This window comes from uncultured Cetobacterium sp., assembly GCF_947072685.1.
Classification (GTDB): domain Bacteria; phylum Fusobacteriota; class Fusobacteriia; order Fusobacteriales; family Fusobacteriaceae; genus Cetobacterium_A.
In genome coordinates this window covers 1-25,409 of sequence record NZ_CAMTIK010000027.1, presented here as the reverse complement: position 1 = coordinate 25,409, position 25,409 = coordinate 1, and the positions used below count along the sequence as shown (strand labels likewise).

At 33.8% G+C, this 25,409-nt stretch carries 23 protein-coding genes; 14 read left to right on the top strand and 9 right to left on the bottom strand.

What is annotated here, in order from left to right:
• Nucleotides 1-63 precede the first annotated feature (63 nt).
• The 9 genes from Q0V67_RS09050 to glgB all read right to left on the bottom strand — a co-directional run bounded on the left by Q0V67_RS09050 (nt 64) and on the right by glgB (nt 12,494).
• Nucleotides 64-783: a basic amino acid ABC transporter substrate-binding protein gene (locus Q0V67_RS09050; protein WP_297598885.1), complete on the bottom strand. Its 720-nt coding sequence runs from the start codon at nt 781-783 to the stop codon at nt 64-66.
• Between the two features lie 34 nt (nt 784-817).
• Nucleotides 818-1,546, bottom strand: coding sequence for an amino acid ABC transporter ATP-binding protein (locus Q0V67_RS09045; protein WP_297598883.1), 729 nt, complete (start codon nt 1,544-1,546; stop codon nt 818-820).
• Nucleotides 1,539-2,204, bottom strand: coding sequence for an amino acid ABC transporter permease (locus Q0V67_RS09040; protein ID WP_297598881.1), 666 nt, complete (start codon nt 2,202-2,204; stop codon nt 1,539-1,541). Before Q0V67_RS09040 ends, Q0V67_RS09045 begins: the two co-directional genes overlap by 8 nt.
• Nucleotides 2,205-2,569: 365 nt before the next feature.
• On the bottom strand, nt 2,570-4,510 hold the full coding sequence (locus tag Q0V67_RS09035; protein WP_297598879.1) for a glycoside hydrolase family 13 protein: 1,941 nt from the start codon (nt 4,508-4,510) through the stop codon (nt 2,570-2,572).
• On the bottom strand, nt 4,503-6,932 hold the full coding sequence (locus Q0V67_RS09030; protein WP_297598877.1) for a glycogen/starch/alpha-glucan phosphorylase: 2,430 nt from the start codon (nt 6,930-6,932) through the stop codon (nt 4,503-4,505). Before Q0V67_RS09030 ends, Q0V67_RS09035 begins: the two co-directional genes overlap by 8 nt.
• Entirely contained in the window at nt 6,929-8,371 is a 1,443-nt protein-coding gene (gene glgA, locus Q0V67_RS09025; RefSeq protein WP_297598875.1) for a glycogen synthase GlgA, read from the bottom strand. Before glgA ends, Q0V67_RS09030 begins: the two co-directional genes overlap by 4 nt.
• Nucleotides 8,372-8,400: 29 nt before the next feature.
• Nucleotides 8,401-9,486, bottom strand: a complete 1,086-nt coding sequence (gene glgD / locus Q0V67_RS09020) for a glucose-1-phosphate adenylyltransferase subunit GlgD (RefSeq protein WP_297598873.1) — start codon at nt 9,484-9,486, stop codon at nt 8,401-8,403.
• Entirely contained in the window at nt 9,486-10,604 is a 1,119-nt protein-coding gene (locus tag Q0V67_RS09015) for a glucose-1-phosphate adenylyltransferase (protein WP_297598871.1), read from the bottom strand. Before Q0V67_RS09015 ends, glgD begins: the two co-directional genes overlap by 1 nt.
• 18 nt (nt 10,605-10,622) lie before the next feature.
• Nucleotides 10,623-12,494, bottom strand: a complete 1,872-nt coding sequence (gene glgB / locus Q0V67_RS09010; protein ID WP_297598869.1) for a 1,4-alpha-glucan branching protein GlgB — start codon at nt 12,492-12,494, stop codon at nt 10,623-10,625.
• A 186-nt stretch (nt 12,495-12,680) separates the two neighbouring features.
• Here glgB and Q0V67_RS09005 point away from each other — a divergent pair, with 186 nt between their 5' ends.
• The 14 genes from Q0V67_RS09005 (at nt 12,681) to Q0V67_RS08940 (ending at nt 25,102) form a co-directional block, all read left to right on the top strand.
• Nucleotides 12,681-13,313: a polysaccharide deacetylase family protein gene (locus Q0V67_RS09005; RefSeq protein ID WP_297598868.1), complete on the top strand. Its 633-nt coding sequence runs from the start codon at nt 12,681-12,683 to the stop codon at nt 13,311-13,313.
• 177 nt (nt 13,314-13,490) lie between these two features.
• A complete protein-coding gene (locus Q0V67_RS09000) occupies nt 13,491-13,691 on the top strand; it encodes a cold-shock protein (protein ID WP_185875326.1) in 201 nt (66 codons plus the stop codon).
• A gap of 130 nt (nt 13,692-13,821) precedes the next feature.
• Nucleotides 13,822-15,030, top strand: a complete 1,209-nt coding sequence (locus Q0V67_RS08995; RefSeq protein ID WP_297598867.1) for an Nramp family divalent metal transporter — start codon at nt 13,822-13,824, stop codon at nt 15,028-15,030.
• 98 nt (nt 15,031-15,128) lie between these two features.
• On the top strand, nt 15,129-16,322 hold the full coding sequence (megL, locus tag Q0V67_RS08990) for a methionine gamma-lyase (protein ID WP_297598866.1): 1,194 nt from the start codon (nt 15,129-15,131) through the stop codon (nt 16,320-16,322).
• 149 nt (nt 16,323-16,471) lie between these two features.
• Nucleotides 16,472-17,116, top strand: coding sequence for a PAS domain-containing protein (locus Q0V67_RS08985; RefSeq protein ID WP_297598865.1), 645 nt, complete (start codon nt 16,472-16,474; stop codon nt 17,114-17,116).
• Between the two features lie 16 nt (nt 17,117-17,132).
• Entirely contained in the window at nt 17,133-17,708 is a 576-nt protein-coding gene (locus Q0V67_RS08980; protein WP_297598864.1) for a 2-oxoacid:acceptor oxidoreductase family protein, read from the top strand.
• Nucleotides 17,708-18,010, top strand: a complete 303-nt coding sequence (locus Q0V67_RS08975; RefSeq protein ID WP_297598863.1) for a 4Fe-4S binding protein — start codon at nt 17,708-17,710, stop codon at nt 18,008-18,010. Before Q0V67_RS08980 ends, Q0V67_RS08975 begins: the two co-directional genes overlap by 1 nt.
• Nucleotides 18,011-18,026: 16 nt before the next feature.
• Entirely contained in the window at nt 18,027-19,277 is a 1,251-nt protein-coding gene (porA, locus tag Q0V67_RS08970; RefSeq protein ID WP_297598862.1) for a pyruvate ferredoxin oxidoreductase, read from the top strand.
• A 4-nt stretch (nt 19,278-19,281) separates the two neighbouring features.
• Nucleotides 19,282-20,220: a thiamine pyrophosphate-dependent enzyme gene (locus Q0V67_RS08965; RefSeq protein WP_297598861.1), complete on the top strand. Its 939-nt coding sequence runs from the start codon at nt 19,282-19,284 to the stop codon at nt 20,218-20,220.
• 272 nt (nt 20,221-20,492) lie between these two features.
• On the top strand, nt 20,493-22,067 hold the full coding sequence (locus Q0V67_RS08960) for a hypothetical protein (RefSeq protein WP_297598860.1): 1,575 nt from the start codon (nt 20,493-20,495) through the stop codon (nt 22,065-22,067).
• On the top strand, nt 22,055-22,756 hold the full coding sequence (locus tag Q0V67_RS08955; protein WP_297598858.1) for a LytTR family transcriptional regulator DNA-binding domain-containing protein: 702 nt from the start codon (nt 22,055-22,057) through the stop codon (nt 22,754-22,756). The genes Q0V67_RS08960 and Q0V67_RS08955 overlap by 13 nt, the downstream gene beginning before the upstream one ends.
• 24 nt (nt 22,757-22,780) lie before the next feature.
• Nucleotides 22,781-23,560 carry a transporter substrate-binding domain-containing protein gene (locus Q0V67_RS08950; RefSeq protein WP_297598856.1) on the top strand — a complete coding sequence of 260 codons (780 nt, stop codon included), beginning with the start codon at nt 22,781-22,783 and terminating at the stop codon, nt 23,558-23,560.
• 14 nt (nt 23,561-23,574) lie between these two features.
• The gene (locus Q0V67_RS08945) at nt 23,575-24,360 is read left to right on the top strand and encodes an amino acid ABC transporter permease (protein ID WP_297598854.1); all 786 of its coding nucleotides are present in this window, start codon (nt 23,575-23,577) and stop codon (nt 24,358-24,360) included.
• Complete coding sequence (locus tag Q0V67_RS08940; protein ID WP_297598852.1) at nt 24,350-25,102, top strand: amino acid ABC transporter ATP-binding protein; 753 nt, start codon at nt 24,350-24,352, stop codon at nt 25,100-25,102. Before Q0V67_RS08945 ends, Q0V67_RS08940 begins: the two co-directional genes overlap by 11 nt.
• The last annotated feature ends 307 nt before the right edge of the window (nt 25,103-25,409 follow it).

The following is a 25,409-nucleotide window of genomic DNA, read 5'->3' as shown; positions in this document are numbered from 1 at the left end:
GTAAAGTGAGAAAAGCTGACCATAGAGGTCAGCTTTTTTAGTTTTGTAAAATCTAGATAAATATTACATATATTTTTTTAAAAGAGTGTCATATGTCCCATCTTCTTTAAGTTCTTTAATAGCTAGATTAATTTTTTCTAAAAGTTCTGTATTTTTCTTTGAAATAGCAATAGCATATTCTTCCAATTCACCTTTTCCCTCTGCCAACTTAATCCCTTTATTGTTTTTGATGTAGTTGAGAGCAGTTTCTGAATCCAAAACAACGGCATCGATTTTTTTGTTTTGTAGCTCCATAATAGAGGCATACGAAGCATTATATTTTTTTGTTTTAACATCACTCATCTCACTTACAACAACATCCCCTGTAAATCCTAACATAACCCCAACAAGTTTTCCTTGAAGATCGTCAAAAGATTTTATGTTGTTGTTATCCTCATTTAAAATGATAACTTGGTTTGCAGTGTAATAAGGAGTTGAGAAGTTTACAGCCATTTTTCTTTCATCACTAGAAGTCATTCCGGCAATAACTATATCCACTTTATTTGCTTCAAGAGCTGGAATAAGACCATCAAAAGACATATCTTTAATGACAACTTCCATTCCAATTTTGTTTCCAACAGCCTTGATAAGGTCCATATCAAATCCAACAAACTCTCCCTTTTCAAGATATTCAAACGGTGGAAACTCAGCATTGGTTCCCACATAGAGCTTTTCTTTTGCAAAAGATAGAACACTTGTAACAACCATTAAAAATACAACCAAAATTTTACTAAATTTTTTCATAATAACTCCTCCCAAAATTTTAATTTTATAGTTTTTAGTGATTTAAAACCTTTTCAATAAACTCTTTTGCTCTCGTATGATTATTTCCGTCAAATAGCTCATCAGGTGTGGTATCTTCAAGAATAGTTCCACAGTCCATAAAAAGAACTCGATCCGCAACTTTTCGTGCAAATCCCATCTCGTGAGTGACAACAACCATTGTCATTCCATCTTTGGCAAGCTCTTTCATAACATCTAGAACCTCTCGTATCATCTCTGGATCTAGAGCTGAAGTTGGTTCATCAAAGAGGATGACATCAGGATCCATACAAAGAGCACGGGCGATAGCAATTCTTTGTTTTTGACCGCCGGAGAGTTGATTTGGATAAGCTAGTGCCTTATCTTTTAGTCCAACCTTTCCAAGGATAGTGAGAGCTTTTTCCTCAGCTACCTCTCTTTTTAAACCTTTGACTTTTATAGGAGCAAGGGTCAAGTTCTCCAAAATATTTTTATGTGGGAAAAGGTTGAAATGTTGAAACACCATTCCAACTCGAGTTCGGATTTTATTTATATCTGTACTAGGATTCATAATGTCTTTTCCGTCGATGAATATATGTCCAAGAGTGGGTTGTTCAAGACGGTTCAAGCATCTTAAAAATGTTGATTTACCACTTCCAGATGGACCGATTACAGCTACAACCTCACCTTTATTTATGTGAGTTGAAACCCCTTTTAAAACTTCTAACTCGCCAAAATTTTTAAACAGATTATCCACTTTAATCATTTACTTTCAACCCCTTTTCAACTCCACGCATAATTTTAGTAAAAATTCCAACTAAAACAAGATATATAAGACCTACTAAAAGTAGAGGTTCAACCCCTCTATAGGTTTGAGATGTAATTATGCTAGCTGATCTTAGAAGATCAACTCCACCAATAAATCCAACAATAGATGTTTCTTTTAAAAGAGTTATGAACTCACTGACAAGAGTGGGAAGAATTTTTCTAATAGCTTGAGGGACTATAACCTCTTTCATAGCTATGGGATAACTCATTCCAAGTGCTCGGGCAGCTTCCATCTGACCTTTATCCAGTCCTTCGATTCCAGATCTTATAATTTCAGCAACATATGCACTGGAGTTTATACCAAAAGCTATTCCCGCAACTAAAAATATGGGCATGTCTCTAAATCCGGCAAAAATAATATTGGCTAAAATAAGTAGTTGTATAACAGCTGGTGTTCCTCTGATAAGATCAATATAGACAACAGCTAAATATTTAAATTTAGAAAGTCTTATGAGTGCTACAAAAATCCCTAGAACAACGCCAAATACTGCTGAAAAAGCCGTGACTCCAACAGAAAATCCGAGTCCTTGAAGAACATATTGATATCTGTATCCGTCAATAAAAATAGTTTTTAATGTATTTAAATAATTTTCCATGTAAAATCTCCTTTATTTTAAATTTCTATAAAAAAAAGAAGGTCTAAGAGAACATACTCTTAGACCTTCTAAAAATAAAAAGGTAAATGAAACCAATACATAATAAATACAGATGATTTAAGTATATAAATATGGATGGTCAGCATCAGCTATTGCTAAGAATATAATAGAATATAGAGTTTTTATTATTTTGTACCCTATTCCTATCAATTCTAAATAACATGACCTGACCTCCTTTAAAAAGTTCTTAATTAATCTTAAGTTGGATTGATTATAATACATGAAAATAAATTTGTCAAACTTTTTTTTATAAAAATAATTTTTTATGAAAAAAGCTGAGCAGGGGGGATTGCTCAGCTTTTTCCTCAGACTCTTTTACTACTAAACAAAAGCGTCTTTAGTGGGGGGATTTTTATTGGGAAATTAGTAGATGAATCGATTGGAACGATTAGGGGGTCGTTCCAACGATATATGTCAGTCGCTATATTATTACTGAATTGGCCAATAAATTCCTTTAAATTTATGTTGAAAATTTTAGATTTATTGGGACTCCGATTTGTGAGAACTCCAATAAAATCTTTTTCATTGGGAAAGTATCTGATATAGGCAAAAACATCGGGATGAGGACTGAAAAATTTAATATCCCCTTTCTTTAAAACCTTAGAGTTTTTTCTCAGAAGGGATATTTTTTTATACCATTTTAAAAGATTCAAATCCTCTTTTCCCCAAGGGTATGTTCTTCTATTGTCAGGATCTTTTTTTCCCTCGACTCCGACTTCATCTCCATAATAGATAACAGGAATTCCAGGAAGAGTAAATTGAATCAAACTCATAGATTTTAAGACTCTTTCAGTCGCCTTTTCAAAGTATTGAGTGTTGATAGGGTACTCTTGAACAATTCCAGCCACGGAGGTTTTAATTCGGATAACATCATGACTACTCAAAAGATTGAAAAGAGAGTAGTAGTTCTCACGAGGATAGTTCTCTTTAAGAGAGTTCATATATTGACATAAGGTTTTACTGTCAATAGAACCATTAAAAAAATTTAAAAGATATGTTCTAAGTGGATAGTTCATGACAGAATCCAGTTGTCTGCCATTAAAATATTCTCTTCTTTGACCATAGCTAATCTTATTGCTGGCATCTTCCCAAACCTCGCCAACTATAACAGATTCAGGATCAATCTCTTTACAACGATATCTAAGACTCTCTATAAAGTAGTTTGGAAGTTCATCAGCAACATCCAGTCTCCACCCTTTGATACCAGAGTTCATCCAGTGATTTAAAACACTGTTTTTTCCTTCTACAATATATTTAAAAAAACTTGGTTCCAGCTCGTTAACACATGGAAGGTCCTCAATTCCCCACCAACAATCGTATTCAGTGGGATAATTTTTAAAGCGATACCAAGGATAAAAAGCAGAATCTTTAGACTTAATAGCTTCTTTAAAATAGATACTATTTTTACCGGTATGATTAAAAACTCCATCCAAGATAGTTTCAATACCTCTTTTTTTACACTCTTTGATCATGGTGGTAAAATCTTTATACGTTCCTAAAATTGGATCGATATTGTGGTAGTTGACAGTGTCATATCTATGGTTGCTTGTAGCTTCGAATATAGGGTTTAGATATAAAAGATTTATATTTAAATCATTGAAATAACTTATTTTATCGGTGATACCTTTTAGGTTTCCGCCGAAAAAATCCCAGCGAGTGATATGACTTTTGCTATTTTTAATATACATAGGGTTATCTGACCAGCTCCCATATAAAAAAGAGTTAGGTTTAGGGTTGTTGACTCGACCATCTCTATTTCCGTTGTTGAATCTATCAGGAAAAATTTGATAGGCGACACTCTCTTTGAACCAGTTAGGAGTGATGCTATTTTTATAGAAAAGAGTTATCTGATATCCCATTGGATTTTCATAATAGATTTGACCGATTCCTCCAAGAGCCAAGTTGTTATTCCCATAAAAAAACTTGTTAAAACTTTTTTCAGAAGATATTTCAAAATAATAGAAGAGAATGTGAGTCAAAAGCGGGGCTTTAAACACCCCACTCCAAACAGTATATTCTTTTAGATTCTCTTTTATTACAGTTGTTAAAGGTTCTAAATTGATGCTATAATGCTTGCTTCCATCTATGAGAAGGGTCACCTTGTTGCAGTTGAGAGAGGTTTCAATCTCAATATTAAAAGTTATATTCTCTCCACATGAAACAGCTCCAAATGGGGCTTTAAAATTTATATCCTGTGAATTAAAAAAAATAGAGTCTTCTGGAATGTTGTATGGGAGTTTATCCATTTCTATCCATCTCCTTTATATGCCAGATGTTTTGAGCATATTTTCGAATGCTATTGTCGGAAGAGAATTTACCGGAGTGAGCAATATTCACTAAACACATCTGTAACCATCCCTTTTTATTTTCATAAAGAGAGTTTATTTTATCTTGAGCTTCAACATATGCTAGAAAATCTTTAAGAACAAAGTAAGGGTCGTTATGGGCTAAAAGGTGATCGACAATCTCTTTGAATTCCTCTTGATTTGCACAAAATGTTCCATCGGAAAGTTGTTTTATAATCTTTTGTAAATCTGGGTTTGAGTTGAAAATATCCCAGGCGTTATAACCACCTTTTTCAAGCTTCATGACCTCTTCTGAATTTAAACCAAAGATTACAATGTTGTCCTCTCCTACCTCGTCAAAAATTTCAACGTTTGCTCCATCCATAGTTGCGAGAGTCACAGCTCCGTTCATCATAAATTTCATATTTCCAGTTCCAGAAGCTTCTTTAGATGCGGTAGATATCTGCTCACTTACGTCTCCAGCAGGGATTATTAGCTCAGCTATTGAAACCCCGTAGTTTTCAAGAAAAACAATTTTAATTTTATTTCGAATATCGGCATCTTTATTTATAACATCTGCTACAGAAGTTATAAGTTTTATAATATTTTTTGCCAAAGAGTAGGACGGAGCCGCTTTTGCCCCGAAGAAAAAAGTCCTTGGAACAATATCGAGTTCTGGATTCTCTTTGATTTTATTATAGAGATAGATGATATGAAAAACATTGAGAAGTTGTCTTTTATAGGCATGTAGCCTTTTTATTTGGACATCAAAAATGGAGAACGGGCTGATATCCAAATTGTAGTTACTTTTGACAAAACTCACAACTTTTTCTTTATTTTTTAACTTTATATTTTCGAGTTCTTTTAGTACTTTATTGTCGTTTATATATTTTAAAAATCCAATAAACTTATTGGTATCTCTGCTACATTCGATTCCGCCTTTATCTAAAATAAGCTTGTAAAGGTCGGGGTTGGCATTTTTAAGCCAACGACGATGAGTGATTCCATTGGTTTTATTATTAAATCTTTCTGGAAAAAACATATAGAAATCATGGAGTTCTCTATTTTTTAAAATTTCAGTGTGGAGTTTAGCCACTCCGTTGATTGAATGGGAACCAACAATAGCTAGATTTGCCATTCTGACCTGCCCATCAAAAATTATTTTCATAGCATCTATTTTGTGGTAGTCTTCTAAATATTTTTTAGATATATCTTCACAAAATCGACGGTCTATCTCCTCAACAATCATAAGAATTCTAGGGAGAGTTTTTTTAAACATATCATATGGCCATTTCTCTAGAGCTTCAGCTAAAATTGTATGGTTTGTATAGGCCATAGTTTGAACGGTGATGTTCCAAGCTGTATTCCAGTCCAGTCTCTCCTCGTCTAAAAGGAGCCTCATAAGTTCCGCTACAGCGACAGCTGGATGAGTGTCGTTGATGTGCACAGCTATAAAATCTGAAAATCTATTTATAGGTTCTCCCATTTTTTTATATCTTTTTAATATGGTCTGAAGCCCTGCACTCACAAAAAAATATTCCTGTCTCAGACGAAGAAGTTTTCCTTGAGAACCGGAGTCATCAGGATATAAGATTTGAGAGATGGATTCCACTTGAAATTTTTTATCGATATATTTTTGGTATCCACCTTTTTGAAGCCCATTTAAATCTATATCCTCTTCAGGAAGTTCAGCACTAAATAGTCTAAGGGTATTGACTGTTTCATTATCCGATCCAAGAAGAGGAATATCATATGGAACGGCAAGAATTTTATCCGCGCCGTGATATAAAACGGTGATGCCATCGCTTGAGTTAACGAGCTCCACGTTTCCACCAAAAATAACCGAAACAGTTTTTTCAGGTTTTTTAATCTCCCAGATAAAATCATCTTTCAACCAGTTGTTTAAAATCTCTCTTTGATATCCATTTTCAATCTTTTGATTAAAAAGTCCGTGTTTAAATCTGATTCCACACCCATGTCCAGGAAAACCAAGTGTTGCAAGAGAATCCATGAAACATGCTGCTAGACGCCCAAGTCCACCATTTCCAAGAGCCGGATCGGGTTCAAGTAATAAAAGTTCATCCAAATCAATCCCCAACTCTCTGAGAGATTCTTTAGCAATATCTCTAATATTTAAATTCAAAAGATAGGTATTTAAAAGTCTTCCCAATAAAAATTCCATAGAAAAATAATACATCTGTTTAACCTGTTTTTTAGTATAGATATCGTTAGTTTTAGCCCAAGGTTCAGAGATGTAATCCTTGATAAGCTTCCCAAGAGCTAGATACTTATGCTCCAGTGAGGCTTCCTCTGGATTTTGAGCAAAAGTAAAAGTGAGACGTTTAATGTAGTCATCTTTGAATCTGTTCTTACTTATATTCATAGTAGCCCCCTATATAAAGCTATATATTTCTTAGCTGATTCCTTCCAGTCGGCATCATATTTCATACACGATTTCATGAGAGCGTTCCAAGCTTTTTTATCCTCATAGAATATTTTAGCAACATATTCAAGTTTAAAAAGCATGTCATGGGCATTGTAGTTTTGAAATATAAATCCAGTTCCAGTTTTAGTTTTGGGATCAAAATTTGTGACGGTATCTTTCAATCCACCAGTTTCTCTAACAAGTGGAACAGCTCCATATCTCATTGCAATAAGTTGTCCAATGCCACAAGGTTCAAAAAGAGAAGGCATCAAAAACACATCGCAAGCGGCATATATTTTTCTTGCGAGTTCGTCACTAAATGTTATATTGGACGAAACTTTATCGGGGTGGGTGTAGGAATAATAGTTAAACAGGTCCTGATACTGTGTTTCTCCAGTTCCTAGAACAACAAACTGTAGATTTATATTCAAAATATCATCCATAATCCATTTTATAAGATCGAGTCCTTTTTGACTGACAAGTCTAGTTACAATTCCAACCATCATAATGTTTTCATCGACAGGAAGCCCAAGTCTTTTTTGAAGTTCAGTTTTATTTTTAAGTTTTTTCTTAAGAGTTGTGAGACCAAAGTTTTCATAGAGTTTAGAATCTTTTCTAGGGTCATATAAAGAGTAGTCAATTCCATTTATAATACCGTGGACTTTATTTCCAAGCTGTATAATTAGACCGTTCAATCGCTCACCATAGAATGGGTAGGTTATCTCTTTGGCGTAGGTTTCACTGACAGTGGTGACCACATCGGAATAAATGAGAGCTCCCTTCATAAAAGAAACACCATCATAAAATTTAAGTTTATCCTCGGAGAAGTAGGAGTCATCTAGACCTAAAAGTTCGCTGAGTATATCTTTGGAAAAAACACCTTGATATTTTAAATTGTGAATTGTAAAAACAGTTTTTATATTTTTATATTTGACTTCATTTTTATAAAAAGCTTTTAAAAATACAGGGATCATTCCAGTGTGCCAATCGTTGCAGTGCAATATATCGGGAGTGAAATCTGGAATATATTTGATAGCTTCTAAAACTCCACGGCAGAAAAATGAAAAAATTTCACCATCGTCGTAGTGTCCATATGGGATGTGTCGTTTGAAATAGTATTCATTGTCTAAAAAATAAAAATTAATCCCTTCAAACTCCAAATGAAAAAGACCAGCATACTGATTTCGCCATCCAACAGGAACAGTGAATGTGGCTATAAGTTTCATTTTATCGGTAAACTCTTTTGGAATATCTCCATTTTTAGGCAGTATAACCCGTACATTTACTCCGGCCTTTTTTAAAGCTTTAGGCAGTGCATGTGAAACATCACCTAAACCGCCAACTTTTAAAAATGGATCGGCTTCAGAAGTTACAAAAAGTAAGTTTATATTTTTCATGGTTGCTCTCCTTTATAAAAAAATAAAAATTAAATCTTTCTTTGAATGACAAGAGGGTATGAGATATGCCCTTCAGATTTTCCCTCTTCTATAACGACCTCTTTATCGACAATAACATTTTTTAAAATTGCACCAGATTTGATTGTACAGTTTTGAAGAACAATACAGTTTTCAATAGATGCCCCGTCTTCAACTACAACGTAACGGGATAAAATGCTGTTGATAACACTACCTTTAATAGAGCATTCGTTGGAGATTATTGAATTTTTTACTGTCGCTCCATTCAAATAGTGGGTGGGGATAGAATCTTTAATTTTACTAAAAATAGGTCTGTTTTCATTGAAGAAAACTTCTTTTAAATTTTTTGTTTTTATCATATCCATATTGGTTTTGAAATAGTTGCCCAAGGAGTTTAAACAAGAAAGATACTCCTTGTGTTCAAACCCTTTTATAGTGAGGTTGTTTTTGGATCTGTATAGAATATCTTTTAAAGAGATCTCTCTATTGGGACGAGATAGAAGGAGAGAGAAGAGCAGATCTTTTTTTATTAAAAAAACTTCAGTTGAAATATTTATGTTTTTTTTAGGAAAAAAATTGTCACAAACACGTGTTAGAATATTTCTTTCATTAAAGTCTAGGATGTCACAACCTATAAAGGAATCAGATGGGTCAGTGATATTTTTATAGACAACGGTGATATCTGCATCTGAGAGTTCATGAAACTCCATCGCTTTTTTCAAATCGAGATTGCAAACCATATATGTTGGAGCAATGACAACCATATCTTCGTGACTCTGATAGAGCTCGTTGAAATTTATCATTAAAAGTTCAGCATCTGTGGGAACATCTTCACTATGGATGATAAGACCCCCGTTTTTACGATTGAGTCCCCAAGATTTGGCCACATCTAGGTGTGTTCTTAGAGAACGGCAGTTTTTATTAGTCAGAACATTGATAGTTTTAACCCCAGAATTTATCATATATGAAAGAGGAAAATCAATGGCTCTATATTTTCCAGCAATTGGTACAGTGGATATACCTCGGTGAGATGTGAGTGTTTTTAAAAGAGCTCTACTTTCAAATGAAGTAATAACCCCGATATAATTTGTTAGCATTATTCATCCCCCCCAGAAATAAATATGATTTCGTCCTTTTTACCAAAGTGTTCTTTGTTTTCAATGACAACATGTTCTCCTAAGATGACCCTATCTATAAAACTATTCTTTTTGATAACAGCACGGGATAGAACAACACTGTTGTGAACACGAGCCCCCTCTTCTACAAGAACTTCTGAAGAGATAACAGAGTTGATAACTTCACCTTTAATAACGCACCCTTCACAGATTATTGAGTTCTTAATAAAAGCAGTATCTTCAACAAGATGCCCTGGTTTATTTGTAACTTGGGAGTAGATTCTCCAGTTTTTCTCAAAGAGATCAATAGGATTGGAGCTATCTAAAAGGTCCATATTCGCAGCCCAAAGACTTTCAATTGTACCGACGTCCTTCCAATAACCAGAAAAAGGATAAGCCATGAGTTTAAAACCTTCTCTCAACATTTTAGGGATAATATTTTTTCCAAAATCTTTTTCAGAATATTTATCTTGTTGGTCCTCTTTTAAGATTTTTTTAAGTAGTTGCCAATTAAAAATATATATACCCATACTTGCCAAAGTGCTTTTAGGTTCTTTTGGTTTCTCTTCAAATTCATAGATTTCACCATTTTCTTTTGCATTCATGATTCCAAAACGAGAGGCTTCCTCGATAGGGACATCTATAACAGCAACAGTGGCTTGAGAGTTGTTTTTTTCATGAAAATCTAACATTTTGTCATAGTCCATTTTATAGATGTGATCTCCAGAAAGAATAAGGACGTATTCAGGGTTGTACATATCTATATAGTGAGTATTTTGAAAAATTGCATCGGCAGTACCTTTGTACCAACAGTTTTCATTCTCGGTTGAGTATGGTGGTAGGATGCTTACACCAGCACCGTCGATATCTAAATCCCAAGCACTTCCAACTCCGATATATCTATTCAAAAGAAACGGTTTATATTGAACAAGAACTCCAACGGTATCGATTCCAGAGTTGACACAATTACTTAAAGGGAAATCTATAATTCTATATTTTCCACCAAAGGGTACAGCAGGTTTGGCAACCTCTTTTGTCAAACGTTTAAGTCTACTTCCTTGTCCGCCAGCAAGAATCATAGCTATCATTTTTTTATTCATGTAAACTCCTCCTTTTGTCTAGGGTGTTACTTTTTTATTAAAAATAGGTTTTAGAAATAGAGTACAAAGTGGGGCCACGTTAACTGGAATAGAGAAAGGATGACCATCTAACTCTCTATTCAAGGGTTTTATAATCTCTGGATTGACATGGTTGCCTCCTCCAAAAATATCTGTATCACTGTTTAAAACTTCCATATATTCAACCATTCGAGGAACCCCTATCCGATGATTGATATACTCATTTTTGGTAAAGTTGCATACCACTAAAATGAAATCGTCTGGATTTTTCCCCTTTCTTAGAAAGGATATTATTTTTTGACTGTGATTTTTATGATTTATCCATTCAAAGCCTTCCGGAGATGAATCTAGTTCCCAAAGGCAGTTTTGACTTTTATAAAAATTATTGAGATGTGAAACATAAGTTTTTAATGAATCGTGTTGTGGATATTTTAATAGTTTCCATTCAAGTTCTTCATAGTATCTCCATTCAATAAATTGACCGATCTCTCCGCCCATAAATAGGAGCTTTTTTCCGGGATGTCCAATCATAAAAGCATAGAACATACGCAAAGAATCGAACTTTTGTATATAATCGCCACTCATTTTATCCAAAAGAGATTTTTTCCCATGAACAACCTCATCGTGGGAGAGGGAGAGTATAAAGTTTTCACTAAAAGCGTACATGAGAGAGAATGTTAAAAGATTATGATACTTTTCTCTTTCACAAGGAGGAAGGGACATATATCTGAGCATATCATTCATCCAGCCCATGTTCCATTTGAAGTTAAATCCTAAGCCACCTTCATAGGTAGGAGATGTAACCATCGGCCATGAAGTTGCTTCCTCTGCAATCATCAAAGGATTTTTATAGAGTTTAAATATTGTTTCGTTGAGTGTTTTTAAAAAATCGATGGCTTCAAGTTTGGTGTTTCCCCCAAGAGAATTCTTGAGTCCAACTGTATCTCTAGCGTATTCTAAATACAAAAGGTTTGAGACAGCATCAGCTCTAATTCCATCAATATGAAAATGTTCAAATAAAAATGTTGCACTTGATATTAAAAAGTTTTTTACAAAGGGTTTAGTAAGGTCAAAGTTAGCAGTTCCCCAAACAGGATTTTCGCCTAAAAGTTTGTTTTCATATTCAAAAAGTGGTGTTCCGTCAAAGCGGTAAAGACCATGGTCATCTTTACAGAAATGGCCAGGAACCCAATCTAAAATAACACCTATTCCAGATTTGTGACATTGATTGACAAGATATTTGAAATCCTCAGGAGTTCCGTATCTACTGGTTATAGAAAAATATCCGACACCTTGATACCCCCAAGAAGCATCCAGTGGATGTTCGGTCAGTGGAAGAATCTCTATATGTGTAAATCCAGTTTCTAGAATATACGGGACAAGTTTATCAGCAATCTGCCGATAGTTAAGGAATTCATTTCCATCCTCAGGACCAGAACCACGATTGTAGTTTCTTTTCCAAGATCCCAGGTGGATTTCATAGATAGAGATAGCTTTTTCTTGGTTATTTTCTTGAGCTCTCTTTTCAAGCCATTCACTATCCTCCCACTCAAATGGTTTAAAAGGGTTATAGACAATGGAAGCTGTATTGGGACGGACCTCAGAAAAAAAAGCGAAAGGGTCACTTTTTAAAAATATATTTTGATTTTTTCCAGCAATCATATATTTGTAGATAGTTCCCTCTGTTAGATTAGGAATAAAAAGAGACCAAACCCCTCGTTTAGAATCTTTGCACATATAGTGAGATTTACCACACCAATTATTAAACTCTCCAACAACAGATACTGTGACAGCATTTGGTGCCCAAAGATTGAAAAGGACTCCAGAAATTCCATCGATTGTTTTTAAGTGAGACCCAAACTCTCTATACATAAAATTTCCCCCTTAATTTTTTTTTACATATTATAATATAATACGAAAAAAAAAGATATATCCTTTACGGTAAAAAATTAAACAAAAGTGTGTAAAAATATAAAATAAAATTAAAAAAGAAAAGCTTAGAATTAACTGTAAAATACGGTGTAAATTTAGAAAAAATAAAAGAGGGGGGAGTTGAGGATGATAAAAAAAATATTTAAAAGTTTGATCTGTATCATTATTCTATCTACAAGTTTATATTCTCAAAATATAAATAAGATAGCATTCACTTTTGATGATGGACCAAAACCAAAAATAACAGAGGAGATTTTGGATATACTGAAAGAAAATGATGTAAAGGCGACATTTTTTGTGATAGGGAAAAATGCGAAGGTGAATTCAAAAATTTTAAAGAGAATGGATGATGAGGGGCATCTTGTTGAAAATCATAGCTATACGCATCCAAACTATACAAAACTGAGCACAGAAGCTATAAAAAAAGAGCTACAATCCACACAGGATGTGATATATAAAGCGACAGGAAAAAAGCCAAAATATTTTAGACCTCCATATGGTGCTATGAAAAAATCTCAAAAGAAAGAGATAGAAAATAGTATGGGGATAAAAAGTGTACTGTGGGATATCTGTCCTGAAGATTGGAAAAAGGAAAACGATGTAAACTACATAACAGAGTATCTTTTGAAGAATTCTCGTCCCAATGTGATAGTTCTTTTACATGATAACCCAAAAACAGTTCAAGCAATAAAAAAAGTTATACCAATTTTAAAAGAGAGAGGCTATGATTTTGTTGGGGTAGATGAAATGAAGAGATAAAGTTAAAAAATAAAGCTTTACTTTTTGTCGCTTTAGTTATATAATAACTTTATAGAAATAATTATATAAGTTTTTAAGTTTTAAGTAGAATCATTAGGACCTTAGTGGTATACCTTCTTACTTTAAAAATTAAGATTTGTAGAGTTATAAAAAAAATTAATTTTATGGAGGTATCAAATGAAAGGTACAGTTAAATGGTTTAACGACGAAAAAGGATTTGGATTTATCACTGGTGAGGACGGGAAAGATGTATTCGCACACTTCTCTCAAATCAAAAGAGACGGATTCAAAAAGTTAACTGAGGGAGAAGAAGTAACTTTTGACATCGCTCAAGGTGACAAAGGACCTCAAGCTACTAACATCGTAATCGTTAAGTAATTGAATTTAAACCCCTAGAGTAATCTAGGGGCTTTTTTTTATTTTTTGTATTTTCTAGAGATGAAGAATAAAAGAAAAACTCTCAAAGGTTGGTACTCTCCTATTAAAGAAGGGGAGGAGATAAGAAAATATGAAAAATAAATTAGGAATATTGAAATATCTAGGGCCAGGTCTGTTGGTGACTGTTGGATTTATTGATCCGGGTAACTGGGCTACAAATATAGCTGGTGGGAGTGAATTTGGTTACGATTTACTTTGGGTGATAACTTTAGGGACTATAACTTTAATTATTCTTCAACATAATGTTGCTCATTTAGGTATAATAACGGGGGACTGTCTATCAGAATCCATAAAAAAAAGATTTTCCCCAAAACTTTCAAAGATTGTTTTGGGCAGTGCAATTCTTGCAAATATATCGGTATCTCTAGCAGAGATTTTAGGAGCTTCGGTGGCACTTCAAATGCTGTTTAATATTCCAATATGGCTGGGAGGAGTTATATGCTCTGCGGCCAGTGTAGTTATAGTTTTTACAAACACCTATAAAAAACTTGAAAAAATTATAATAGGGTTCATCTCCATCATCGCTTTTTCATTCATATTTGAACTGAGTTTAGTGGATGTCAATTGGACTAGAACTTTAGAGGCAAGTGTGGTTCCAACAATAAACTCAAGATCTATCTTGGCAGCTTTAGGAATCTTTGGAGCTATAGTGATGCCACACAATCTTTTTCTACACTCAGAGATAATTCAAAGTCGAAAGTGGGATTTAAATGATGAGAAGTTATTGAAAAAACAGATAAGATATGAATTTTTTGATACATTTTTTTCTATGATTTTAGGTTGGATTATAAATATAAGTATGTTTGTTTTAAGTATTTCATGTTTTTATTATAGGAAAATTCAGGTGACTGAATTGAGTCAGGCACATGAACTTTTAAAACCTCTTTTAGGGGATAAGGCCGCTATCGTTTTTGCATTGGGACTACTTTTTTCAGGTTTTTCATCATCTATAACTTCGGGTATGGCAGGAGGGACGGTTTATTCTGGAATGTTTGGAAAAGAGTATGACATCTCTAAAAAAGAGACGAAAATAGGTGTTTTATTGACAATATTTTGTGCTTTGGGAATAATATTTTTGGTAAAGAATGTCTTTATGGCTCTTGTCTATTCTCAAGTTATACTGTGTTTTCAGCTCCCAATAACAATAGCTTCACAGCTTTATTTAACTTCCAATGAAAAAGTTATGGGAAAATATAAAAATAGCTTTCTAATGAACACATCAATAGTTCTAATAGGTATTGTCATAACGGGATTAAATATCTATTTATTTTTAAATTGAGAAAAGTGTTATATAACAGTTTTATTCAGTCTTAGTTGTAAAAACGAATTTAAAGTGTATAATACGAACAAGAATTGAAATAAATAGGAGGAAAAGTTATGGATAAAAATATGAAAAATGGTTTTGGAACAATAGCGATTCATGGTGGTTCACAAAAAAATCCCTTCGGAACTTTAGCAACTCCAATATATCAAACATCAACATTTATATTTGATTCAGCTGAACAGGGTGGAAAAAGATTTGCTTTGGAAGAGGATGGATATATATATTCTAGACTTGGGAATCCAACAACAACAGTTGTGGAGGAAAAATTGGCTCTTTTAGAGGAGGGTGAAGCAGGGCTTGCTACAGCTTCTGGAATGGGTGCGATAGCTTCTGTTATGTGGACAGTTTTAAAAGCGGGAGACCATGTGATTTCGGATAAAACTCTATATGGATGCACTTTTGCACTTTTAAGTCATGGGCTTACTAGATTTGGAATAGATGTTGAATTTGTGGATACATCCAATTTAGAAGAGGTTAAAAAAGCGATGAGACCCAATACAAGAGTGGTGTATCTTGAAACTCCAGCCAATCCAAACTTAAAAATTGTAGATATAGAAGCTGTTTCTAAAATAGCTCATGAGAACAAAAATACACTTGTAGTTGTAGATAACACATTTGCAACACCGTATTGTCAAAAACCTTTAACTTTGGGAGCTGATTTAGTTGTTCATTCGGCTACTAAATATTTAAATGGACACGGTGATGTAATCGCAGGTTTTGTTGTAGGAAATAAAGAGTTAGTAACTCAGATTAGACTTGTTGGGGTAAAGGATATGACAGGGGCTGTTTTAAGTCCTATGGATGCATATTTTATAATAAGAGGAATGAAAACATTAGAAGTGAGAATGGAGAGACACTGTTCGAACGCTAAAAAAGTGGCAGAGTTCTTAAATGTTCATTCAAAAGTAGAAACTGTTTTCTATCCAGGACTTGCTACTCATCCAGGGCATGATATTGCATGTAGACAGATGAAAGACTTCGGAGGAATATTTGCATTTGAATTAAAGGGAGGATTAGAAGCGGGAAAAACACTTTTGAATAATTTAAAACTTTGTTCACTTGCAGTTTCTTTAGGAGATACAGAGACTTTAATTCAACACCCAGCATCGATGACGCACTCACCTTATACGAGAGAGGAGAGACTCACAGCTGGAATAACTGATGGACTTGTAAGAATATCTGTAGGTTTAGAGAATGTGGATGATATTATTGCAGATTTAAAAAATGGATTGGATTTAGTTAAGTAAAAAAATTAAAGAGAGGAAACTCTCTTTTTTTTTGAATAAGAGTTAGGTAAAAAGAAAAATAAGAAAAAAATTCTTATAGTGAGAAAAATATTTTTGACTTTTTGAAAAGCATGAGGTATATATCTTTATTGGGCGAAGGAGGGAATATTTTGAAAGAGGATTTAGAGATATTGGATGAGTATAAAAAAATAGCAAAATTCATGTCATGTTGCTATGGAGAAAATGTGGAAGTGATATTACATGACTTGAGAGATATATCTAGTTCAGGTGTAGAGATATTTAATGCCCATGTGAGTGGAAGAGAAAAGGGTGCTCCGATGAGTGAATTTGGGCTGAAAATATTGAAAGAAAAGCTGTATAAGAATCGGGATTTCATAACAAATTCCAAAGGGATAACCGGTGGAAAAATTTTGAGATCTTCAACATTTTTTATAAAGAATGAAGTTGAGAATATTATTGGAATGATATGTGTGAATGTGGATGTGAGCAGATATTTGAATATTGCTTGTCAAATGGAAGCAATGGCAAATTTTGGACTTAATTTTGGAGAGGAACCCCCAAAAGTAGCAGAGGTAGATTTTCCAAACTCGGTGAAAGAGATGATAAATAAAGCTTTAATAGATATTTTAAAGGGAAAAATTTATTGGAAAGAGATTGAGATGGAAGAGAAACTTAATGTTATAAAAGAACTTCATCAAAAAGGAATATTTGATCTTAGAGGTGGAGTTTTAGAGGTTTCTGAGGCGTTAAAAGTTTCAGAATCAACAATATATCGTTACTTAAGCAAAATTTAAAAAAGGATGGTAGAGCATGAATAAGATGGTAGAAATCAGATGGCATGGAAGAGGGGGACAGGGAGCTAAAACTGCGTCTCTTCTTTTGGCGGATGTAGCATTTAGTAGTGGAATGTTTGTTCAAGGGTTTCCTGAATATGGACCAGAAAGAATGGGAGCACCTATCACAGCTTATAATCGTATAGGGAAATCTCAGATCAGAGTTCATTCAAATATCTATGAACCAGATTTTGTTGTTGTAGTGGATGAAACTCTTATAAAATCAATAGAGGTTGAAAAAGGGATAAAAGATGGGGGAGCTATTATTATAAATAGTGAAAGAACTCCTGAGGAGATAAGAAAAGAACTTAGAGGTTATGCTGGTAAAGTTTATACCTGTAATGCCAAAAAAATATCTGAGGAGTGTTTGGGGAAATATTTTCCAAATACACCAATGCTTGGTGCTGTTGTAAAAGTTAGTGGACTTATTCCAGAAGAGGAGTTTATAAAAAATATGGAAGAGTCATTTAAACATAAATTTAGCACAAAACCTCAAGTTTTAGAGGGTAATATGTGTGCGTTAAAACGTTCAATGGATGAGGTGGATGGATAATGAGAAATAAAAAAGGTGTATTGATAGATGAGACAATAACTTGGCAAGATATAACTCCTGGAGGAGTTGTGTATGAAGCGGGAAGTGCAGAAAATTTTAAAACTGGGGATTGGAGAACTATGAAAGTGGATTTTATAGAGGAGAACTGTAAGCAGTGTCTGCTTTGTTTTCCTGTTTGTCCAGACTCAGCTATCCCTATGAAGGATGGAAAGAGAGTAGATTTCGATCAGGACCATTGTAAGGGATGCGGAGTATGTTTTGCAGTATGTCCATTTAAAGCTATAGAGTTCAGTAAAGTTTAGGGAGAGGAGAGAGATTATGAGTATAAGAGAGAGAATGTCAGGAAACGAAGCTGTGGCAACAGCGATGAGACAGATAAATCCAGATGTAATGCCAGCATTTCCAATTACACCATCAACTGAGGTACCGCAGTACTTCTCTAAATTCGTGGCTGATGGTGTTGTAAATACAGAGTTTATTCCAGTTGAATCTGAGCACAGTGCTATGTCAGCATGTATTGGTTCTCAAGCTGCTGGAGCCAGAACAATGACAGCTACCTCATCTTGTGGACTTGCTTTGATGTGGGAGATGTTGTATGTGGCTTCATCTATGAGACTACCTATAACTATGGCACTGATCAATAGAGCTCTTACAGGACCAATCAATATAAATGCAGATCATAGTGATTCAATGGGAGCAAGAGATACAGGGTGGATTCAAATATATAGTGAGACAAATCAAGAGGCGTATGACAACTATATTCAAGCTGTAAAAATAGCGGAGCATCCAGATGTACAACTTCCAGCTATGGTCTGTCAAGATGGATTTATAACAAGCCATGCTGTAGAAAATATTGAACTTTTAGAGGACGCAGATGTAAAAAACTTTGTGGGAGAATATAATCCCGAGGACTATTTACTTAACTCAGCTAGACCTATTGCACATGGACCATACGATATAGCTAACTACTATATGGAGCATAAGGTACAGCAAGCCCATGCAATGATAAATGCAAAACATGTAATCAAAGAGGTGGCAAAAGAGTTTGAGGCTCTTACAGGAAGAAAATACTCTTTCTTTGAGCAATATAAGATGCAGGATGCAGATGTAGCAATAGTTGTAATAAACTCTACAGCTGGAACAGCTAAGGAAGCTGTAGATGAGCTAAGAGCTGAGGGGAAAAGAGTTGGGCTTATAAAAATTAGAGTGTTTAGACCTTTCCCATTCGATGATTTAAAACATGCTTTGACAGGTAAAAAAGTTGTGGGAGTAATGGATAAATGTGAGGGATTCTCTGCAGCGGGAGGACCACTTTTTGCTGAGGTGAGATCGGCTCTTTACGATTCACACGATAGACCTGAGATGTTTAACTACGTTTATGGACTGGGTGGAAGAGATGTCACAGTTGATACGATAAAAAGAGTGTTCAATGAACTTTTATATGAAGCTCATGCAAAAGATCTTATAGAAAACCAAGTGGAGATTGCTTATAATCCTGAACTGCTTCTGGCAGATGTTTCAGATTTTGAAATTGGAAGAGTTTACAGACATTTGGGAGTAAGGGGGTAATAAGATGGCATACAATTTTAAAGAAGAGATGAATAAACCAGAAAGACTTACTGGTGGACATAGATTATGTGCAGGATGTGGAGCAGGAGTAGCAGCAAGAGGAGTGTTGAGAGCTCTAAAAGTTGAAGACCATGCAGTTATAGCAAATGCCACAGGGTGTTTAGAGGTATCAACATTTATGTACCCGTATACAGCTTGGAAGGATTCGTTCATCCACTCTGCATTTGAAAATGCAGCAGCGACTTTAAGTGGAGTGGAAGGGGCTTATAACGCTTTAAGAAGAAGAGGAAAAGTTAAAGATACACATAAATTCATAGCTTTTGGTGGAGATGGAGGAACTTATGATATAGGATTCCAATCTCTTTCTGGAGCTATGGAAAGAGGGCACGATATGGTATATGTTTGTTATGATAACGGGGCATATATGAATACAGGGATTCAAAGATCGTCAGCTACACCAAAATTTGCGGACACAACAACATCTCCAATAGGAAGAGATAGCAACGGGAAGGTTCAAGGGAGAAAAGAGTTGGCAGATATTATGGCAGCTCATAACATCCCTTATGTGGCTCAAACAACATTTGTTGGAAATATGAAAGATTTACATGAGAAATCTGAAAAAGCTATCTATACTGAGGGAGCAGCATTTTTAAATGTTTTGGCTCCTTGCCCGAGAGGTTGGAGATATTCACCAGAAAAACTTATGGATATGTGTAAGTTGGCTGTTGAAACTTGTTATTGGCCACTGTTTGAGGTTATAAATGGAGAGTGGAAACTTTCTTATAGACCTAAAAACAAACTTCCAATAACTGAGTTTTTAAAAGAGCAAGGAAGATTTGCACACCTATTTAAAGCTGGAAATGAGCACCTGTTGGTAGAGATGCAGGAAGAAGTTGACAGAAGATGGGAAGCTCTATTGAAAAGATGTGGAGAAAATATTTAAAGCTTGTTCATAAAACCACATTAAATGTGTAGAAAAAAAAGGTATATGTACTGAAGGGGTTTAAAAAAAATAAAAATAATGTATACTGAAATTGTAAGTGCAAACTTACCCTTGAAACATTTAGCCTAAGGTTGAATATTAAAGTGCCCCGACGTCTAGAAATTAGACTAGAATCAAAGCCCTCTGCTATGTGGAGGGCTTTTTCTATTTACATTTTTCTAGATATGAAGTATATTCATAGGAGAAGCAAAATTTTTTAAGCAGGGGGGAAAATGGATTTAAAGAGAAGAATGACTATATACGTGGGAGTGTTTTTGATAACATTTTTAGGGTTATCATATTTTTCTAGGAACTATAATAACTATATTTTTGTTTCAAGCAATCATAGGACAGTGGATTTTTTTAACAGGACACCACAAAAAATAGAGGTTATAAAAAAAGGTGGGAGTATAGGCAATGAATTGTTTGGATATAAGTATATAAACGGTATAATATTTCCAAATGTTGATACAGGAGAGTATTTAGTCAATGTTTTAAACAGTGTAGGCGAAGTGGAGGAGTATACTTTTAACAAGGTGATTGAACCGTTAAAAAAACATTTTTCTTACGATATAAAAAAAGAAGAGTTAAAAAATATTATTTTTTTAAATATATTTACAGCAATATTCGTAATTTATAATGGGGTTTTAGTTTTTCTTTTGAGAAAAGATTTTTTTAAAAGAACAGAACTTATATTTCCAACGGTTTTGCTCTTTATTAAGATATTGGTCACAAACACATCTGTTTTTTCAAATGCGATTGTGATGAAAACAAATGTGATAGTAACCTCACTCTTGGGTCTGTACCTTCTCCTATATGTGAAAAAAAGAGTTGGAAATATCAAAACGAAAAAAACAAATATATTTTTATGGATTTTATTTTTAATGTATTTTATACCTGAAGTGTTATTTGATTCTATTATTTTGAATGGGAATATTTTAATGTATTTGACATCACATATGAAAAGTATTGTAAAATTTGCAACATATTTTTATGTTTGGATGGACGCACCTATAATCATACTTGTTCTATACCTTATAGAGTCAAATATGGAGAGAAAAAATAAAATAGTAAAAAAAATTGTAGTGAAAAAAAATTTAACGATAATAAGTTTGTTGGTTCTCTCTTTAATTGTAGATTTCTTAGTATTTAGCAACAAGTTTTATTTCTATTTGAACATGTTTGAGTTCACATTTTTATATTGGTATATTTTTTTAACAGATATAAATATAAATAAAAAATATAAGATTTTATCGATTAAGATTTTTCAAATGTTTATCCATCTCTATCTATTTTTCGTTTTTACAGAAAGTATTGGGATAGTTATAGGGATAATACTGTCTTTTTTAATTTTGAATATACATACATATATTTTTAGTGGAGCATTAAAAATTGATAAAAATTACACTGAAAGTTTACTAAATAGAATGTATTTAACAAGGAATATACTAGAATTTCAAGAACAACTATCTAAGGAGCTAAAGAAAAACTTAGATCTATTGAGTGTGAAAACTGAGATTTTAACCTATGAAGATGACTATAAAAAATATCTGAAAGAAAGAATGTATGATGAAAGCGATATACTCTTAGACTCAGATGACCTTTTAGATAAAAAAAATTATAACTATGCCTTGAGATTGAGATATGGGAAAAAACCTTTTATAGCGGTTGTTTTAATTAAAAGTTGTAGTGATAAATTAGTCTATGAAGAGAAGAGATACTTAGAAGAGGTTTCAGAAAAACTGTCTTTAGTTGTGAGTCGATATAGAATGCTAAAGCTTCAGGAGGAACTTAATTGCGGAAAATAGGAATAGAGATTGATTTAAATTTGAAAGAGATTTTAGAGGAACTGATAGAGTGTAAGTTCTATTTGTTTAGTGATGTGATGAAATATGAAATAGAGGATTTGAGCGGTGCTATTTTAGATATGAATGACATCAATTTTGAAAATAAACTATATTATTTTAGTAGAAAAAATATTCCTGTCGTGTTACTATGTTCTAGAGATGATAACTTTAAAAAAATAAAAGGGTATTTGAAAAGAGGCGAAATATATGACTGCATATATAGAGATGACTATTTTGAGATAGAAAAAATCTTGGAAGAAATATTTCTAAAAGAGGAAAGTGTAGTGGATATTAAATATGTAAAAGAGATTGTAATAAATGATAACTTTTACAAAGCTATAATAAAGATAGAGGATATAATATATATTGACTATTGCAGAATATCCAGAAAAACAGAGATAAAAACAAAAAATGGAAGAGTCTATTCCTCTAAAAAAGGATTCTCTGAAGTCGAAGAGAAGCTAAAAGACTGGGAATGTTTTGTCAGATTGGATAGAGGGACTATAATAAACAAAAAACTTTTAAAAGAGATCGACTATAAACGTGAAAAAATAACTTTTGAAGGGGAAGAAACACTCTCAGTCAGTAGGAACAAGATAAAAAATTTAGAGGAAAATTTAGATTTGTTTAGAAATAGAATAGAGTTATAAAAGTATGAGTTGATGGAGGAGAATATGAAAAAAGTGTTGATTTTTTTAATGTTGGTATTGGGAACTTTTACTTTTGCAACAGATGGGACACTGGTAGTGGGAATGGAACTGGCATATCCACCGTTTGAGATGTCCGATCAAAATGGAAAACCTACTGGAATAAGTGTAGATATGGCCTATGCTTTGGGAGAGTATTTAGGAAAAGATGTGATAATAGAGGATATGGCCTATGGAGGTCTTATTCCAGCTTTAAAAACTAAAAAAGTGGATGTTGTCATCTCATCAATGTCTGTGACAGAGGAAAGAAAAAAATCTGTAAACTTTTCAAAACCCTATGCAAAATCATATTTAGGGATGCTTGTAAATAAAAATTCAGGGATAGTAACTCAGATGGATTTGAATAAAAAAGGGAAAAAAGTAGCTGTAAAAAAGGGAACAAGCGGACATACAGTTGCAGAAAAATACTTTCCAAATGCAGAGATACTTGTATTTGATAAAGAGAGTGCGTGTGTTTTAGAGGTTTCTCAAGGTAAAGTGGACGCTTTTATCTACGATCCGCTTACAATATATAGAAACTGGTCTAGAAATAAAGAGACTACAAACCCTCTTTTAGAGCAGTTTGAAACAGAGTCTCAACCTTGGGCGATAGCTTATAGAATAGGAGAGGAAGATTTGGGAGCTCAGATAGATGAGTTCATAGTGGAATATAAAGCTAATGGAGGATTCGATAAGCTTTCTGAAAAATATTTAGGTGAGGAGAAAGCTTTCTTTAAGGAAAAAAATGTACCTTTCTTCTTTGATTAGGAGGGGGAGTGTATATGCTGAAAAAATGGTTTTTTCGGCCTAAAAAGGGTGTGGAGACTAAGGGAGTAAGGCTATTAAATATAGTTCTTGTAACAATATTGGTGATAGGAATTTTTCATTTTTCATTCAGTAGATTGGATTATCCCTATAACTGGTCTGGAATAATAGAAAAATATAAATACAAGTTTATGCTTGGATTTTCAATGACAGTGGTGATATCAATTTTCTCTTTGATAGCTAGTTTTATAGTGGGAACACTGCTGGTATTAGGACAGAGGGGAAGATTTTTACCGTCATATTATTTTGCCAAAGGGTTCACAGAGATTATAAGAGGAACACCTCTTATAGTTCAAATATATCTATTTTACTATGTTATAGGAACGGCTTTTGGAATTGAGAACAGATATGTTATGGGAGTTATTATAATGGGAGTTTTTTCAGGAGCTTATGTGTCTGAGATTATTCGTGCTGGAATAGAGAGTATTGATAAGATACAATTAGAAACAGCGAGGGCTCTTGCATTCACAAAAGTTCAAACATATAGATACATAATCTTACCACAGGTTATAAAAAGAATAATGCCTCCTCTTGCTGGGCAGTTTGCTAGCTTGATAAAAGATTCATCTCTGCTGTCTATAATAGCGGTGAATGAATTTACAAAGAATGTTCAAGAGGTGGATTCTTTGACGTTCTCTCCAATAGAAAACTACTGTATTCTGGCAGTTGGATATCTGATTTTAACATACCCCATCTCACATTTTTCAAAATGGTTAGAGAGGAGGTTTTCATATGGAGATTAAAATAAAAGATTTGTGCAAAAGATTTGGAGATCAACAGGTATTGGATAGATTGAATTTAGACTTAGAAAAAATTCATTCACTGGTAATAATAGGACCATCTGGAGGGGGGAAATCAACCCTTCTGAGAATACTTGCAGGGCTTGAGGTTCCAGAGAGTGGCGAGGTTAGAGTGAATGGAGAAAAGATACCTTCAACTGAGGAGGAGTTGCACGAATACAGAAAAAGAATAGGGGTTGTATTTCAAGCATACAATCTGTTTCCTCATCTGAGTGCTTTAAAAAACATTCTTTTACCTCTTGAGATAGTTCAAAAACTTGAACATAATAAGGCGAATGAAAGGGCGATATCTCTTTTGAAGAGGTTTGGGCTCTATGAACATAAGGAGAAGTACCCACATCAACTCTCAGGTGGACAACAACAAAGGGTTGCAATCGTTCGAGCGTTGGCTTTAGAACCTAAATTTTTACTTTTGGATGAACCCACATCTGCCTTGGATCCAGCTTTGACAAAGGAGATTCTAGAAGCTATTCTAGAGCTTCGTAAGGATAAAAGAGATATGGTTCTTGTGACACATGAGATGAGTTTTGCAAGAGAGGTCGCAGATTGTGCTATTTTTGTGAGTGATGGAAAAATAGTGGAGATGGGACCACCGGGTGTCATATTTGACAATCCAAAAACAATGAAATTGTGCCAATTTCTAGGTGGAGAAGAGTGTGAAAAAAGAAACAATAGTCCTAAATAGGGCTATTTTTTTTATTGATAAATAGATTATATATGCAGTGAATGGGCAACATTTATTTTTTGTAATCTACTTTGTTCTTTTTTTTACTATCTTTTTACTATAAAACTAAACAAATAGATTTTAAGCGAATGATATATTTTTTATAACATTGCTTCTACAACGACGGTTTAGAAGATATTTTTGTTTTATGTATATAAATAAAAGATCAACTTTTTTACATATATTTAAATAATATATTTTACTATTTTTGCACTAAGAGGTATTGTAAAAGTATACAAAGTTTAGTTATTGTACTTTTAGGAGGTAT